16 protein-coding genes are annotated in these 14,607 nt (G+C 73.5%); 10 read left to right on the top strand and 6 right to left on the bottom strand.

Annotation, left to right across the window (positions count from 1 at the left end):
• Window positions 1–18: 18 nt before the first annotated feature.
• On the top strand, window positions 19–915 hold the full coding sequence (locus ACQPYD_RS22590; protein WP_433697572.1) for a LysR family transcriptional regulator: 897 nt from the start codon (window positions 19–21) through the stop codon (window positions 913–915).
• 148 nt (window positions 916–1,063) lie between these two features.
• On the top strand, window positions 1,064–1,525 hold the full coding sequence (locus ACQPYD_RS22585) for a PPOX class F420-dependent oxidoreductase (RefSeq protein WP_267945504.1): 462 nt from the start codon (window positions 1,064–1,066) through the stop codon (window positions 1,523–1,525).
• Between the two features lie 499 nt (window positions 1,526–2,024).
• On the opposite strand, the gene ACQPYD_RS22580 is transcribed toward ACQPYD_RS22585, so the two are convergent.
• The 5 genes from ACQPYD_RS22580 to ACQPYD_RS22560 all read right to left on the bottom strand — a co-directional run bounded on the left by ACQPYD_RS22580 (window position 2,025) and on the right by ACQPYD_RS22560 (window position 8,512).
• Entirely contained in the window at window positions 2,025–2,426 is a 402-nt protein-coding gene (locus ACQPYD_RS22580; protein WP_267945502.1) for a four-helix bundle copper-binding protein, read from the bottom strand.
• A 101-nt stretch (window positions 2,427–2,527) separates the two neighbouring features.
• On the bottom strand, window positions 2,528–3,994 hold the full coding sequence (locus tag ACQPYD_RS22575; RefSeq protein WP_433697571.1) for a cytochrome P450: 1,467 nt from the start codon (window positions 3,992–3,994) through the stop codon (window positions 2,528–2,530).
• Window positions 3,995–4,033: 39 nt separating this feature from the next.
• Window positions 4,034–6,058, bottom strand: coding sequence for a CocE/NonD family hydrolase (locus ACQPYD_RS22570; RefSeq protein WP_433697570.1), 2,025 nt, complete (start codon window positions 6,056–6,058; stop codon window positions 4,034–4,036).
• Between the two features lie 12 nt (window positions 6,059–6,070).
• On the bottom strand, window positions 6,071–7,423 hold the full coding sequence (locus ACQPYD_RS22565) for an ATP-grasp domain-containing protein (protein ID WP_433697569.1): 1,353 nt from the start codon (window positions 7,421–7,423) through the stop codon (window positions 6,071–6,073).
• Window positions 7,424–7,516: 93 nt separating this feature from the next.
• On the bottom strand, window positions 7,517–8,512 hold the full coding sequence (locus ACQPYD_RS22560; RefSeq protein WP_433697568.1) for an aldo/keto reductase: 996 nt from the start codon (window positions 8,510–8,512) through the stop codon (window positions 7,517–7,519).
• Between the two features lie 399 nt (window positions 8,513–8,911).
• On the opposite strand from ACQPYD_RS22560, the gene ACQPYD_RS22555 reads away from it, so the two are divergent.
• The 3 genes from ACQPYD_RS22555 (at window position 8,912) to ACQPYD_RS22545 (ending at window position 10,489) form a co-directional block, all read left to right on the top strand.
• Window positions 8,912–9,217: a hypothetical protein gene (locus ACQPYD_RS22555; protein ID WP_433697567.1), complete on the top strand. Its 306-nt coding sequence runs from the start codon at window positions 8,912–8,914 to the stop codon at window positions 9,215–9,217.
• Window positions 9,218–9,334: 117 nt separating this feature from the next.
• The gene (locus ACQPYD_RS22550) at window positions 9,335–9,583 is read left to right on the top strand and encodes a hypothetical protein (protein WP_352984852.1); all 249 of its coding nucleotides are present in this window, start codon (window positions 9,335–9,337) and stop codon (window positions 9,581–9,583) included.
• Window positions 9,584–9,841: 258 nt separating this feature from the next.
• A complete protein-coding gene (locus tag ACQPYD_RS22545) occupies window positions 9,842–10,489 on the top strand; it encodes a VOC family protein (RefSeq protein WP_433697566.1) in 648 nt (215 codons plus the stop codon).
• A 333-nt stretch (window positions 10,490–10,822) separates the two neighbouring features.
• Here ACQPYD_RS22545 and ACQPYD_RS22540 read toward each other — a convergent pair whose 3' ends face one another.
• Window positions 10,823–11,104, bottom strand: coding sequence for a hypothetical protein (locus tag ACQPYD_RS22540; RefSeq protein WP_433697565.1), 282 nt, complete (start codon window positions 11,102–11,104; stop codon window positions 10,823–10,825).
• Window positions 11,105–11,188: 84 nt separating this feature from the next.
• Between ACQPYD_RS22540 and ACQPYD_RS22535 the strand changes: the two genes are divergently transcribed.
• The 5 genes from ACQPYD_RS22535 (at window position 11,189) to ACQPYD_RS22515 (ending at window position 14,539) form a co-directional block, all read left to right on the top strand.
• A complete protein-coding gene (locus ACQPYD_RS22535; protein WP_433697564.1) occupies window positions 11,189–11,443 on the top strand; it encodes a hypothetical protein in 255 nt (84 codons plus the stop codon).
• A 300-nt stretch (window positions 11,444–11,743) separates the two neighbouring features.
• Window positions 11,744–11,947 (top strand): hypothetical protein, encoded by a 204-nt coding sequence (locus ACQPYD_RS22530; RefSeq protein ID WP_433697563.1) that lies wholly within the window; start codon window positions 11,744–11,746, stop codon window positions 11,945–11,947.
• Window positions 11,944–12,267: a YidB family protein gene (locus ACQPYD_RS22525; protein WP_433697562.1), complete on the top strand. Its 324-nt coding sequence runs from the start codon at window positions 11,944–11,946 to the stop codon at window positions 12,265–12,267. Before ACQPYD_RS22530 ends, ACQPYD_RS22525 begins: the two co-directional genes overlap by 4 nt.
• A gap of 582 nt (window positions 12,268–12,849) precedes the next feature.
• Complete coding sequence (locus ACQPYD_RS22520) at window positions 12,850–13,203, top strand: hypothetical protein (protein WP_433697561.1); 354 nt, start codon at window positions 12,850–12,852, stop codon at window positions 13,201–13,203.
• Window positions 13,204–13,432: 229 nt separating this feature from the next.
• Window positions 13,433–14,539, top strand: coding sequence for an SDR family NAD(P)-dependent oxidoreductase (locus tag ACQPYD_RS22515; RefSeq protein WP_433697560.1), 1,107 nt, complete (start codon window positions 13,433–13,435; stop codon window positions 14,537–14,539).
• Window positions 14,540–14,607 lie beyond the last annotated feature (68 nt).

The following is a 14,607-nucleotide window of genomic DNA, read 5'->3' as shown; positions in this document are numbered from 1 at the left end:
CAGATCGGTTGACAGAACGTGGGCCTCTCCAGCGACAACATCGACCTCTTCCTCGCCGTGGTCGACCACGGCTCCTTCTCGGCCGCCGCACGCGCGCTGAACCGGGTCCCCTCGGCGGTGAGCATGGGCATCGCCAACATCGAGGCCGAACTCGGCTACCCGCTGTTCGACCGCTCACGGCGCGAGCCCGTCCCCACCGCGCGGGCGCAGGCCCTCGTGCCGCACGCCCGGCTCGTCGCGAGCAGGCTGCGCCTGCTCCAGGCCCACGCGGTCGAGCTCTCCGACGACCTGGAGAGCACGCTCACGGTCGGGGTGTCGGCGGGGGTCGACCACCGGCCGCTCCTGGACGCGGTGGCGGAGATCGCGGCGCGCCACCCCCTGCTCTCCGTGGAGATCGCCGACGCCCCGCAGGACGACGTCCGGGAGCAGCTGCACTCGGGGACCGTGGACCTGGCGCTGATGTTCGCCCGCACCCGCAACGACCGGGAGGAGGTGTTCCTGAACGTGGCGGAGGAGACGTTCGTGGCGGTGGCGTCCGCCTCCGTGGAGACCTTCGGGATCCCCGCGGACCTGCGGCGCCTGGAGGACCTGGCCGGGGCGCGCCAGATCGTGGTGTCCAGCCTGGAGCGGCAGATGACGGAGCGGCGGCTCGTCGTCTCGGACGCCTACTGGCGCGCGAACTCGGTGGAGACCGCGCTCGGCCTGGTGGAGCGCGGGGTCGGCTGGGCCAACCTGCCGCTGCCGCTCGTGCGGGGAAGGGCCGCGGCCGGGGCGGTGCGCGTGATGGAGTTCGAGAACCTCAGGAACGGCCTGGCCATGCCGGTGCAGCTGGTGTGGCTGCGCGGCAGCCCCCTCCGCAAGGCGGCGGGGGAGCTGGTCGACCGGATGGGCCGGGACTGGCGCGTCCGGGGCTGACCCCGGGCAAGGCACGGGGGCCGGTCCCGGCAGGGCGGGGGAGTGCCGTGACACGGTCTGCCAGGGCCTGGTTCCCCCCTCGGCGGAGCACTAGGCTGACCCGGTTCGTGAGCGGAACGCGGACACCCTGAGCAGCGAAAGCGAGAAGATGAGCCCTTCGATCGCCACCAACACCAAGGTCGACCTCGACGGTCTGCTGGAGTTCGCCCGCCCCCGCCACCGGGGGCTCCTCATCACCCGCCGGGCCGACGGCGGCCCCCAGGCCTCGCCGGTCACCTGCGGGGTCGACACCGAGGGCCGCATCGTGGTCTCCACCTACCCCGAGCGCGCCAAGGCCCGCAACGCCGGCCGCGACCCGAAGGTGAGCATCGTGGTGCTCTCCGAGGACTTCGACGGCCCGTGGGTCCAGATCGACGGCGACGCCGAGGTCATCGACGGGGAGGAGGCGGTGGAGCCCCTGGTCGAGTACTTCCGGGTGATCTCCGGCGAGCACCCGGACTGGGACGAGTACCGCGAGGCGATGCGCCGGCAGGGCAAGGCCCTGGTCCGGATCACCCCGAGGCGCTGGGGCCCGGTCGCCACCGGCGGGTTCCCCGCCGACCGCGTCTGACACGGCGCAGGGCCGCGCGGATCGGTGTCCGCGCGGCCCTGCGTGCCTTGTCCCGGCAGCCCCGGCCCCGCGTGTAGGCCACTACCGCTCCGGCGGTCCGCCCTCCCGGCCGGGACCCCCGGGGCCTTCCGGTCCGCCTCCGCGCCCGGAACCCCCAGGTCCTTCCGTCCCCCCGGACCCTTCCGGCGGCTCCCCGCCCTCACCCGGGTCCCGTCCCGGCGGGCCGCTCCCGGGCGGGGCATGGGCCCCGCCGCCCTCCTCCGGAGGAGGCCCTTCCCGGGACTCGCCCCAACCGGTCGGGTAGCGCCGGCCGTCCGGCCGCTCCTTCCAGTAGTCGGGCGAGCGTACGGCCCGCTGCTTGCGGATCGTGTCCCAGCGGATGACCCACAGCACGAAGAAGAACAACACCACCGGCAGGGCCGCGACCACCGCGACCACGGCCACCCCTGTCGGCATCGGCCCGTCCATCGCCTCCCCTTCCGTCGGCGCCCCCGCGGCCTCAGAGAGCGGCCAGCAGCTCCCGGCACGCCTGCTCGCAGCGGCGGCACGCCTCCGCGCACAGGCGGCAGTGCTCGTGCTCCCCGGCGTGCCTCTCGCACTCCTCGGCGCACTTGCGGCACGCCTCCGCGCAGGCCTCCAGCAGGAGCCGCAGGACGTCGTCCTCCTCGCCGGTCCGGCGGGAGACCGCGCGGCCGGTCACGGCGCACATGTCCGCGCAGTCCAGGTCGGTGCGGACACAGGCGACCAGGTCAGCCACCGTCTCCTCGCCCAGGCAGGCGTCCGCGCACACCGTGCACACCTGTGCGCACTCCCCACAGGCTTCGACGCACGCGGTGATCTTCGCGCCGACCCCCTCGGGGTCCTCCGGGTGGGTGTACAGGATCTGTCCGACGGTGCTCATGGCCCCTCCTCAGTGGTCCGCCCGGGCTCGGCGCCCGGGCGGGTTCGGTCTCGGTCGTGCTCGGAACCGGGTGAGGAGGGGCCCCGTCCGGGTTCGTCGGCTCAGGCGCCGCGTCCGGGCAGGGTGAAGCGCAGGGCGAAGTGGTTCAGCGACGCCGGGAGGCCCGACGCGGGGAGCGGGCCGCGCGCGTCGACACGGGTGAGGTCGCGGTCCCGCACCAGGGAGCGCAGGAACAGCGACAGGGTCAGCGGCACCACCTCGCGCCCCGCGCACCCGGCCGGACCGTAGCTGAAGGGCAGGATCCCCGGGTCCTTCTCGGCCCGGCCGTCGATCCACACCTCCGGCGCGAACTCGTCGGCGTACGGCAGGCGAGAAGAGTCGCGGTGGAAGTAGGCGCTCATGACCACGAACGCCGTCCCGGCGGGGAACACGCGGTCCCCCCAGACGGTCTCGCGGTTGCTCTCCCGCAGCACCGCCAGCGTCGTCGGCCAGAGCCGTACGGACTCCAGCACCGTCGCGCGCAGCAGCGGCAGGTCCAGCCCCCCGGTCTCCTGGATCTCCTCCCGGGCCGCGTGCGCCCCCGGGCTGTAGGACGTCAGGAGCGCCAGGGAGCGGAACGCGGCGATCGCCGCGGCGTCGAACGCGAACAGCCAGTGGGCCGCCTGGTTCTCCGGGTGGGACCCGGCCTCCCGGGACAGGCCCGCCGCGAGGCTGCCGGGCTCGGCCCGCTCGACGGCGCGGCCCACCCGGTCGAGGAACTCCGCCCTCACCTTCCGGTGCACCGGCGCCGCGTACGACCAGTTGCCCCGGGCCCTCAGCCGGCGCAGCAGTTCGGTGGTCCGGACGTCCCCCGCCGCGGAGGCGCCGAACACCACCCGCCGGGCCAGCGCGTCGAAGGACGCGGAGAACCGGTTCCAGTCGAGGACGCCGCCGTCCCCCAGCGCGGTCAGCAGGGCCCGTGCCTCCTCGTCGGCCTGGGCCGCGACCGCGTCGCCGTCGGGGTGGAGCACCCGGCCGGTGGACAGGGCCTGCTCGTTGGAGGCCCGCCGGTGGGGCCGCTCCTCGGGCTCGGAGACCAGGACCGCGTGCGGCTCGAAGTGCGACAGCGCGCCGCGCTTCTCGCGCCCGCCGGACGAGAACGGGTCCGGGGTGCCCTCCAGCAGTGTCCTCACGTCGTCGGCGGCCAGCACCAGGGCGGCGTCCCTGCCGGCCAGGCGCAGCGGCAGCGGCCCGTCGCCGTGCCTCTCGCGCAGGTCCCGCAGGGTGGAGACGATGTCCCGGTCCGCCTCCAGTGCGCTGACCAGGCTTTCCATCAGGGGGCGCCGTACGAGCACGCCCCGCGCCAGGGTGGGGAGCAGGACCTTCGACAGGACGCGCGCGGTCTCGGCGGCGTCGGGGCCTCCCAACTCCGCTTCGACGGCGCCCTTCGCCTCTCCCGCGAGTGCCTGCGGCGCTCCGGTCGCGCCCGGCTCCGTGTCCCCGGAGGCGCCGCGCCCCTTCGAGCCGTCCGGCCCCTTCCCGTCCCTGCCTGCGGTGCGCGCTCCGGCGCGCCCCCCGGTGGAGGTCATGGCCTTCCTCCCCTCCCGCGTCGCGGATGTCGGTCCTCGTCAGATGTGGTCCCTGGGCACGCTCTCGCTCCACTCCCTGGAGAAGATCCGCTCGTTCCCCTCGAACGCGTCCAGGGTCGCGTATACCCGGAACTCCGTCTCGGTGCACTCCAGGGAGGTATGGGTCTCGGTACGGGTGCTCCAGTCCCCGCGGGCGAACCGCATCGTCCACGTGGACCGGCCCCGGGCGGATGTGAAGTCGTCCGCCACCGACTCGTACAGCTCGTGGGCCCGCCGTCCGACGTCCAGGTCGATGTCCTCGAAGTGGAGGATCCCCCCGTCCTTGACGATCTCCAGGGACGACCGGGTGTCGACCATGTCCCTGTGGACGGTCCAGCGGTGGTCGGGGGTCTCCCGCCGCGTGGTCTCGATCTGCGGCGTCCCCTCGGGCTCGCCGAAGGGCTGCGGGTGCAGTTCCTCGTCCTCGGGGACGGGACGCACCGGCAGGTGCAGCGTGCTCCCCCCGGGGTGGACGGTCATCAGCACCGGGCGCGGCGGGGGCCAGGCCAGGGGCCAGTACGACGTGGACAGCGACAGCCGTATGCGGTGACCCGCGGGGAAGACCTGGGCGACGCCGTTGAGGGTGACCTTCACCCGGCAGCGCTCGCCCGGCTCCATCGCCCGCGGCGTCTCGTGCCCGTCCCGGTGGGTGAGGTTGAGCAGGCCGAAGGTCACCCGGGTGGCGCTGCCGTCGGGCGCCACGTCGCACAGCCTGGCGGCGACCATGGCCACCGGCTCGGTGACGGAGAGCTCGAGTTCGACCTCCGCCTCACCGAGGATCTCGACGTCCTCGACGAGGACGTCGCTGTCGAAGACCAGGGAGCCGCCGTCCTCCTCGCGCTGGTCGTAGGGCAGGTCCGGCGGGGCGTTGTACGAGGCCCACTTGCCGGCGAACTGCCCGGTGGTCAGCGGGGACCGCAGGGTCAGCGACTCGGCGCTGACCTTCTCCCCGGGGCTGCCGATGCGGTACCTGGCCAGCGGCAGCCCGGTCCGCTCGATGCCGGGGGAGGGCCACGCGTCCTCGCGCACCCACCGGCCGGGACGCTCCTGGTAGGAGGTGGACGGCGGGACGCTGTCCTGCATCCACGCCCACAGGGAGGGGCCCTCGTCGACGCCGTTCTCCTCGCCCTTGAGCCAGTGGTCCAGCCAGCGCACGACCTCCTGGAGGTAGCCGATGGCGGGTCCGGGCACGCCCATGTGCGGGTAGCGGTGCGACCAGGGGCCGATCAGGCCCCGGCTGGGCACGTCCAGGTTCTCCAGGACGCGCAGGACGGCGTTGGAGTAGCCGTCGGCCCACCCGCTGGAGGCGAGGACGGGGCAGCGCACGTCCGTGTAGTCGCCGCACACCGAGGCGTGCCGCCAGTAGTCGTCGCGGCGCTGGTGCCGCAGCCACTCCAGGACCCACGGCTCGGTCGCCTCCAGGCGCTCGCGCCACATGTCGCGCCAGCTCTCCCCCACGACGGCGGGGTCGGGCGGGCAGGTGCCGAACGCGAACATGGTCCCGGCCTCCGCCAGGTTGTCCGAGAGCAGGCACCCGCCCATGTAGTGGAAGTCGTCGCCGTACCGGTCGTCGGTGAAGGAGCTGATCACGATCGCGCCCAGGCTCGGCGGCTGCCGGGCCGCGACCTGGAGGGCGGCGAACCCGCCCCAGGACAGACCCAGCATGCTCGTGCTGCCGTCGCACCAGGGCTGGTCGGCCAGCCAGGCCAGGACCTCCTCCGCGTCCTGCTGCTCGCGTTCGAGGTACTCGTCGACGAGCACCCCCTCGGAGTCGCCCGTGCCCCTCAGGTCGACGCGGACGCAGGCGTAGCCGTGCCCCGCGATGTAGGGGTGGTGCTGGGAGTCGCGCACGGCCGTCAGGTCGCGCCTGCGGTAGGGGATGTACTCCAGGACCGCCGGTACGGGGGTCGCGTCGGAGGAGGTGGGGCGCCACATCCTCGCGGCCAGCCGGACCCCGTCCGACATGGGGATCCAGAAGTGCTCGTCGGAGCGGACCGCGTGCGGCAGGGAATTCACCACGTGCATGTACGGTCCTCCTCAGCGCTCGGCGCCCTGCTCGGTGCCCCGGCCGGTGCCCTGCTCGGTGCCCCGGCCGGGCGTCATGTCCTCGTCCTCGTCCTCTTCCGCGAACTCGAATCTCAGCGCCTCGACGCAGCGCTCGTACTTGGCGCGCATCTCGGTCTCGTCCGCGGCGCCGATGGTGATCTTGGCGAGCTCGAAACTGTAGCTGTCCTGGGACCGCATCTGCGAGAGCGGCTCGCCGGGTCGGGGCACCACCTTCACGCTCACGCCCGGCAGGGAGCGCTCCAGCTCGTCCACCTCCTCGTCGGTGGGCACGCGCACCGGGACGCCGTCGTCCCCGAAGCGCCGGTGGTACCACTCGGCCGCCACGTCGTACTCGCCCCGGGCCTCGGCGGGCATCCGGGGGTCCCTGCCCAGGCTCAGCAGCAGCATGCGCTCGTGGTTGGCGATCCCGTCCACGAGCTCGAACAGCTCGGCGTGGGACTGGGAGTGCCGGGGGTTGACCTCCAGCAGGTTCAGGCCGTCCTCGACGGGGTCGTAGAAGAACTCGACGCTGAACGTGGAGTTGTCCAGCCCGACCTGGCGGATGACCCGTTCGGAGACGTCGGCCATGCGCGCGCGGACCTCCTCGGGGAGCCCGGAGGGGTACTGGTGGCGCAGGAAGGCGGGGCTGCCGGGGTAGTCGACCGAGTCGAGCGCCGCGTAGACGACGACGTCGCCCCGGTACACGAAGCCCTCGACGGCGGCCTGCACGCCGTGCAGGGCGCCCTCGGCCAGGCAGGTGCGTCCGCCCACCTCGGAGATCTCCGGGGGCAGGTCGACCCGGGAGAGGATCTGCTCGAAGGGGCGGCCGATGCGGTCGATGCCCTCGCGCAGTTCGGAGACCGCCTCGCCGAAGTCCTTGTCGTCGAGCACGTGGAAGGCGAGCTCGGAGGAGGCCGACTTCACCGGCTTGAGCCACATGGGGTAGCCGGGCGGGTCCGGCACCGCGGGGTCGCCGTTCAGCTCGACGAGGGCGAAGGGCGGGTACTCGTCGATGACCTTGCGCTGCTCCAGGCGGCTCCAGTACTTGTGCTCGCACTTGACCACCGACTCCAGGCTCGCGGAGGGGAGGCCGCGGCGCTCGCACAGGATCGGCACGAGCAGCGTCACGGGGAAGTCCCAGTAGCCGCAGATGGCGTCGACGGTGCCGGGGAAGTCGTCGAGGACCTTCTCGGCCCTGGCGATCAGCTGGTCGATGTCGACCTCGCCGGTCTGGAGCTCGTCCAGGCTCAGCAGCTGGTGGAAACGGCAGTCGCGTCCGGTGGGGGTCCGGCGCAGGATCTCGTGGTTCCGCTCGTCCAGTCCGACGACGAAGACGTTCTTCACGGGGCGCACCACCTTTTCTCATCAGGGAAATGATGCTGGTGGTGCGCCTACCCGACATGACCGTTACAAACCCGAAATGTGACGAGGTGCTCGTCAGCCGGCGGGCGCGTACCGGTCGATCTCGGCCAGCTCGGAGGCGTCGAAGTCCAGGTTCCCGACCGCGGCCACGTTGTCCTCCAGCTGCCCGATGCTGCTCGCGCCGATCACCGCCGACGTCACCCGCCCGCCGCGCAGCACCCACGCCAGCGCCGTCTGCGCCAGCGTCTGGCCCCGCCGCCCGGCGATCGCGTCGAGGGCGCGTACCCGCTCCAGGACGTCCCCGGTGACGCCCTCGGCGCTGAGGAACGGACTGCTCCCGGCGGCACGCGAGCCCTCCGGGACGCCGTTCAGGTACCGGTCGGTCAGCAGGCCCTGGGCGAGCGGGGAGTAGGCGATCGAACCGGCGCCCACCTCGTCCAGCACGTCGAGCAGGCCGTCCTCCACCCACCGGTTGAACATCGAGTACGACGGCTGGTGGATCAGCATCGGCGTGCCCAGGTCCCGCAGGATCGCGGCCGCCTCGCGGGTCTGCCCGGGGGAGTAGTTGGACACCCCCGCGTACAGGGCCTTCCCCTGGCGCACCGCCGTGTCGAGCGCGCCCATGGTCTCCTCCAGGGGCGTGTCCGGGTCGGGGCGGTGGGAGTAGAACACGTCCACGTGGTCCAGGCCCATGCGGCCCAGGCTCTGGTCCAGGCTGGCCAGCACGGACTTGCGCGAGCCCCACTCGCCGTACGGGCCGGGCCACATCAGGTACCCGGCCTTGGTGGAGACGACGATCTCGTCCCTGTACCGGCCCAGGTCCCCGGCGAGGATCCGGCCGAAGTTCTCCTCGGCGGCCCCCGGCGGCGGTCCGTAGTTGTTGGCGAGGTCGAAGTGGGTCACCCCCAGGTCGAACGCCCGCAGCACGATCTCCTTCTGCCGGGCGAGGTCGCGGTCGTGTCCGAAGTTGTGCCACAGGCCCAGGGAGAGGGCGGGCAGGCGCAGACCGCTGCGCCCCACACGCCGGTAGGGCATGGAGTCGTACCGCGTGGGGGCGGCGACGTAGGTCATGGGTCATTCCCCGTTCTCGTGGCCGGACGCCGCTCGTCCGGCGTGCGGAGGCTACAGCGCGGACGCGGGCCCGAGCGCGAGCGCCCCCGGCGCGGCGGGTCCGGTGCCGTCCGGGAGGGCGGTCCGGGGCCGTGGTGGCGCCGGTGCGGCTCGAACGCCGGCGGAGGGGTGTCCGCGAGCCGGTCCGAGGCAAGCGCGCAGCGCGTCCGCGCGGGCCAAGAGACACCAAAACACCCCCAAGACTACTTTGAGTGATTTTGTGAACGCATACGGTTACTAGGCGGGCGTCGTGGACATCTATTCCGCGGGGGCCGTTCACCGAATCCGGCCCTCGCATCCGGCCCCTGCGACGCTCCGCCGACATGTCGGGGCGCCAGGCCACAACGAGAGGGAACTCGTATGAACCGCAAGACCGTGACCCGCCTCGCCTTCGCCGCCATCGTGGCCCCCGCCCTCGCCTTCGGCGCGCCGGCGGCGGCCATGGCGGACAGCTTCTTCGCTGCCGGCATGAGCGAGGCCGGCCCCCACGGGGCCTCCCAGGCGGGCGTCATCGCCGGGGCCACGAGCGGCCACGGGGGCGACCACGAGGACGGCCACAAGGACGGCCACGAGGGCGGCAAGGGCGGCAGCTTCTACATCAAGAAGTGGAACGAGGCCGGCCCCCACGGAGCCTCCGAGGGCGGCGTGGTCAGCGCTGCCGGTTAAGGCGCCCCGGTCGCGGGCCCTCGGGCCCGCGGCCGGACCCGGGTGAACTCCGGCGCGGCGACGAGAGAGCGCCGCGCCGGAGCCTTTTTCCGTCTCAGAACATGATTGGCAGGAACGATGCTTCGTTCGTCCCGCGCCCTGGTCACGACCGCCCTCGCCCTGGGCATCGCCCTGGGCGCGCCCGCGGTGGCCTCGGCCGACGCCCGATTCCACAGTCAGGACTCCTTCGCCGGGCCGAAGGGGGCCAGCATCACCGTGGTCCGCAGTGTGGTCACCGACGACGGCAGGGTCTCCTACGAGAAGGTGACCTACACCGCCGGCCCCAAGGGCGCCGGGGTGTCCGGCGTCCGCAGCGGCGCGAGGTGACACCGGGGGCGCGTCCGTGCCGGAGCGCGGGCTCCCCGGCCGGGCCGTCCCGATGACGGTCGGCCCCGCCTCCCCGGAGGCGGGGCCGACCTTCGGCGTGCGGGGAGCGCGGGCGGCGCCCCGCCCGAGGCCGGCCCCGGCGGGCACGGGACCGTCCCGGCCGCGCACATCCCGGCGCCGTCCGCACCCCGTCCCCGCGGGCCGTGGTGTCCTTGGGGGGGCCGGAACGACCGGCCGACGACGGCGAAGGACCAGCGGATGAGCTTTCCACCCACGCTCGACCACCTCGTGTACACCGTGCCCGACCTGGCCGGGGGAGTGGCCGCGTTCGAGGCGCGCACCGGCGTGGCCCCCGCGCGCGGCGGCTCCCACCCGGTCGGGACGGCGAACGCGCTCGTCGCGCTGACCGTGGACGGGGCCCGCGCGCCGTACTACCTGGAGGTCATCGGGCCCGACCCCGAGCGCGGCGACCCCGGCCCGGTCCGCGTGTTCGGCATCGCCGACCTGGAGGGGCCCCGACTCGCCGCCTTCGCGGTCCGCGTGGACGGCGGCCTGGAGGCGGCGGTGGAGCGGGCCCGCGCGGTCGGGCACGACCCCGGCGGGATCGAGCCGTGGTCGCGCGCCACCCCCGGGGGAGCGGTCCTGCGCTGGCTGCTCGCCAGACGCGAACTGCCGGCCTATCCCGCGCCGGTGCCGTTCCTCATCGACTGGGGGCGGACCCCGCAGCCCGGTCTGGGCGACCTGCCCGCCCTCGAACTGGTCTCCCTGCGCGCGGAGCACCCCGACCCCGGCTCGCTGGAACCGGCGCTGCGGGCCCTGGGCGCGGACCTGGAGGTGGCGACCGGTCCCGCGCCGCTGCTGGAGGCGGTCCTGCGCGGTCCGCGGGGGGAGTTCGTGCTGCGCTGACCGGCCGGACCGGGCCGCGGCGCACGCCGCGGCCCGGAAGGGCCCCTACACGGGCGCGCGCCCCGGCCCGCCCCGGGCGCCGCCTCCACGGGTCGGGGGCGGACCGAGTACGCCGGAAAACGGCAATGGGTCAGAGTTTTCGCAGGTCAGGAGGTAGGACGATCCGCCCGTTCGGAGTGGTCCAATCATCCGGTGTGGTTCATGCCGGTATCACCTGGTTCTGAGCTCCGGTAACCGCTCTCACCGGGGGTGCGTCAACCCCGTTTGACGGATGCGGGCGCTCCCGATCCTGCCGTGATCCGAGACGGGGGTCGGCAGCTCAGCGCCGGGGACTCACTTGGACTCGGTCCGGCCCAGCGGGGCGGTGCTCTGCGCGAGGGGCCGCTGCACCGAGCCCCACGAGGCGTCCTCGACGCCGAGCGCGTGGCGGAGGTAGGCCCAGGTGGTCCGCTGGACCAGTGACAGGCGGTCCGGGTTCTCGTCGGTGGTCTCCTTGGCCTCGTAGTCGGCGATCCCGCCGAGGGAGTGCTCCCCGCCGAACACGGTGAGCAGGCTCTTGCCGCCCGGGTTGAGGGTGTAGGGCTCGGTGATCCACTCCGGTCCCCTCGCGGTCACCGGCAGCTTCGGGAGCAGTGGGCCCCCTGGGGCCGCTCGGCTCCGCAGGCCCGGCAGTACAGGCCGCCCCTGGGGTTCCACTCCTTGCACCGCGAGCACGTGTACCGCAGGGGGGTCGACGGGGCGGCGGATCCGGCCGCTGTGACGGTCATGGCCACCCGGCACGAGCTCTCCCAGCGTCATCCGGACATCGTCTTCACCAGCGTGCCACCCGGTGTCCACGGGGCCGGGGCGGTCGGGAGGGTCTCCCCGATCGGGACGACGGCGCCGACCATGTGGGCGTACGCCGACGTCCAGGCCGAGCGCTATGCTCGGGTTGTGGCCCGCGTCTCCGGCTGAGACCCGAAACGGCGGAGGCCCGCCTTGCCCACTCATGACCCCGGACACGACAGGGGTTGAGGAGCATCGGAACGGAAACCCGCGCCGAGCGCCGGATCCTGTTCGGATGTTCCTCAATCCCCGACCCCCGCCGGACGTCTCGGTGAAATCGAGACGACTCCTCCCGGCGCCCCCTGGCGGAAGGCTCGGACGTCGGCGTCGGAGGGGCGAGTCTGCTCTTTTTCATGACTGTCTGCGTTCGTTCCGTTACCCTCTTTGGTGGTCGTGCGGTGCGCGACCCGATCTTCGAGGAGGGGTTGAGTGTTCAAGAGCCTGGTGTGGACCATGGTCAAAGTGGCGGCGAAACGAGGGGCCGCGCAGGCGATGGCCAACCAGATACGTGACAACGCGCAGGTGCGCGAGAACTTGAGGAAACTGGCGGAGCTGGCCACGCAGGCGGCCCAGCAGGTACAGGCCATGCAGGACGCACTCAAGGCGGACGCGGCCAAGGGAGGCGCCAAGTGAGCGCGGAGACTTCGGAGATCAACGCGATCGACATGGGGCAGCTGCTGCTGTTCCTGGCCGACCACGGGTTCGCTGCCCAGGTGGGGTCCTGGGTCAGCGCCGAGACGCCCAACCAGCCGATCACCGGGGAACAGCTGCTGGAGGTCCTGCACGACCAGGACCTCGAGGAGGCGGCGCGAGAGGCCGGGATGAGCGTGCAGGAGTACGCCGACCGGCTCGCGCGCGAGCTGCCCGCCGCCGCCAACGCGGTGACCCCCGAGGGCGAGCTGCCCGAGGACGAGGAGTTCAAGCAGCACTTGCAGGACTTCTACAGCGAGTAGCGACCACAGCTGCCGGCCACGGGCCGTTTCCCCGCAGAAGGGGAGCGGCCCTTCTTGTGTACGGCATGCCGTGTCCACGGCACCTGCGGCGGCTCCCGGTCCTCGCGGGCCATGTACCGAGCTGCCCACGCAACGGCTGGCCGTCGGTGGCGTCGTCCTCGGCGGTTTCCCAGCGTCACCGGGCCGCGTCGCCGGCCTCCCGCCCGACTCGGGTGAACCGGGCCGGCAACCCCCGGGCGGGGTGCCCGCCCACGCCACGAGCACGGCGTATCGGCCCTTCACGCGGACCATGGGCGCCGGGTGCGATACAGGAGGCGGCGCGGTCACAGGGGGCTTCCAGGGGTGAGGAAGGAGGGGCGAATGTTCGAATTCTGGGTTTCGGCAAGCATCGTTGCCAGTGCGGTCGGACCACCCCCAGCCATCCCCGGAGAGCCTCCGGTGGTTACCTGGTTCGCCCCCTCGGGGGCCCGTCGGTCCCCGTCCTCCGGCGCCTCTCCGCGGCCCTCCCGCCGGTTTCACGCGCCCCGGCCCGGGTAGCCGAACCCCTACACCCCATCGTCGAGCAGAAGGGGAGTGAACGCGGTGAACGAGGACACACCCCCGATCGAGGGCTACGAGGGACTGCCGATCGCCACGCTCCAGCACAGGGTCCGATCGCTGGACGCGGAGCAGATGCGACGGCTCATCGCCTACGAGGAGGCCCACGCCGACCGGACCGGCGTACTGGAGATCCTCAAGAACCGGCTCCACGGCCTGGAGGAGGGCGCCGAGCCGTCCGGGGGGTCGCAGCGGTTCCAGCCGGAGCGGCCGGGGCCGGCCGCCGGGGGATCTCCCGTGAACACGGACACGGTCGCGCCCCAGGCGAGCCCGCCGCCGCACGGCGTGCCCGCCCAGCCCGCCAAGCCCAAGGGCGACTACCAGCCCGGCAACCAGTAGGCGGTCGCGAGAGGCCCGGGTCCGGGGGACGCGGGGGCGCCCCCGGGCCCGCGCCCGCAAGCCGGGAGCCCGGTTTTTCCCATGGGTTCCCACCTGCGGTTTTCGTCCGAGGGGCGGCGGGTAGCCGTATACCCACATCCCCCGACCGGCGTACAGCGAACACGGGGAGTGACATGACGGTGGTGCCACGTACATCCACGGAGACCGGCGACCCCGGGGGGAGGGCCCGGTGATCCGCTGGAAGCCCGTCCTGGCCCTGGCCGGAACCCGGTGGGCGGTGTCCCGCCTCCGGGGCGGGCACGAGCCCCGGCCGCGCCGCCGCCCGGGGGTCGTGCCGTGGGCGGTGGCCGGGGCCGCGGTCGGCCTGACCGCCGCCGCCGTGAGCCGGAACCGCACCACGCTCCTGACCGGGCGCGTCGTGCTGGTCACGGGCGGGTCCCGCGGGCTCGGCCTCCAGATGGCCCGGGAGTTCGGCTCCCGCGGCGCTTCCGTCGTGGTGTGCGCGCGCGACCGCGACGAGCTCGACCGCGCCGTCGCCGACCTGGTGCGCAGGGGGGTCACGGCGCACGGCGTCCGGTGCGACGTCCGCGACGCCGGGCAGGCCGAGAGGATGGTCGAGGAGGCGGCGGCGCGCTTCGGCCGCCTCGACATCGTCGTCAACAACGCGGGCATCATCCAGGTCGGGCCGCAGTCGGTGCTGACCGAGGACCACTTCCGCGACGCCATGGAGACGATGTTCTGGGCGCCCCTGCACATCTCCCGTGCCGCGCTCGGCCCGCTGGAGAGGACCGGGGGACGCCTCGTCACCATCACCTCGATCGGCGGCCACCTCAGCGTCCCGCACCTGCTGCCCTACTCGTGCGCCAAGTTCGCCGAGGTCGCCCTCTCCGAGGGGCTGGGCGCCGAGGTGGCGGGCCGGGGCGTGAAGGTCACCACGGTGGTGCCCGGGCTCATGCGCACCGGGTCCCACAAGGCCGCGGTGTTCACCGGCGACCCCGAGCGCGAGTACTCGTGGTTCTCCCTGGGCGCGGGCCTCCCGCTGGTCTCGGTGAGCGGCGAGCGCGCGGCCGCCCGGATCGCCGAGGCGACCGCCCGGGGCCGCAGCCACCTCGTGCTCACCCCGCTGGCCCGCGCGGTCATCGTCGCCCGCGGGCTCTCCCCGGCCCTCGTCCAGCGGGCCATGGGGATCATGGCGCGGCTCCTGCCCGCCCCGCCCGAGCATGTCGAGGAGCGGCCCGGCAGGGAGGCCGACCACGGCCTCGTCAACCAGGCGCTCAAGGCGCCCACCGCGCTCAACGAGCGCGCGACCAGGAGACTCAACCAGAAACGGGAGTAGGCGGCCGGGTGCGGGCCCGCGCCGCAGACGGTGCTCGGGCCCGGCCCGCCGCGACGGCGATCGGGGGA

Source organism: Nocardiopsis sp. CA-288880 (assembly GCF_050955985.1).
GTDB lineage: Bacteria > Actinomycetota > Actinomycetes > Streptosporangiales > Streptosporangiaceae > Nocardiopsis > Nocardiopsis tropica.
This window is presented reverse-complemented; position numbering and strand designations above follow the sequence as displayed.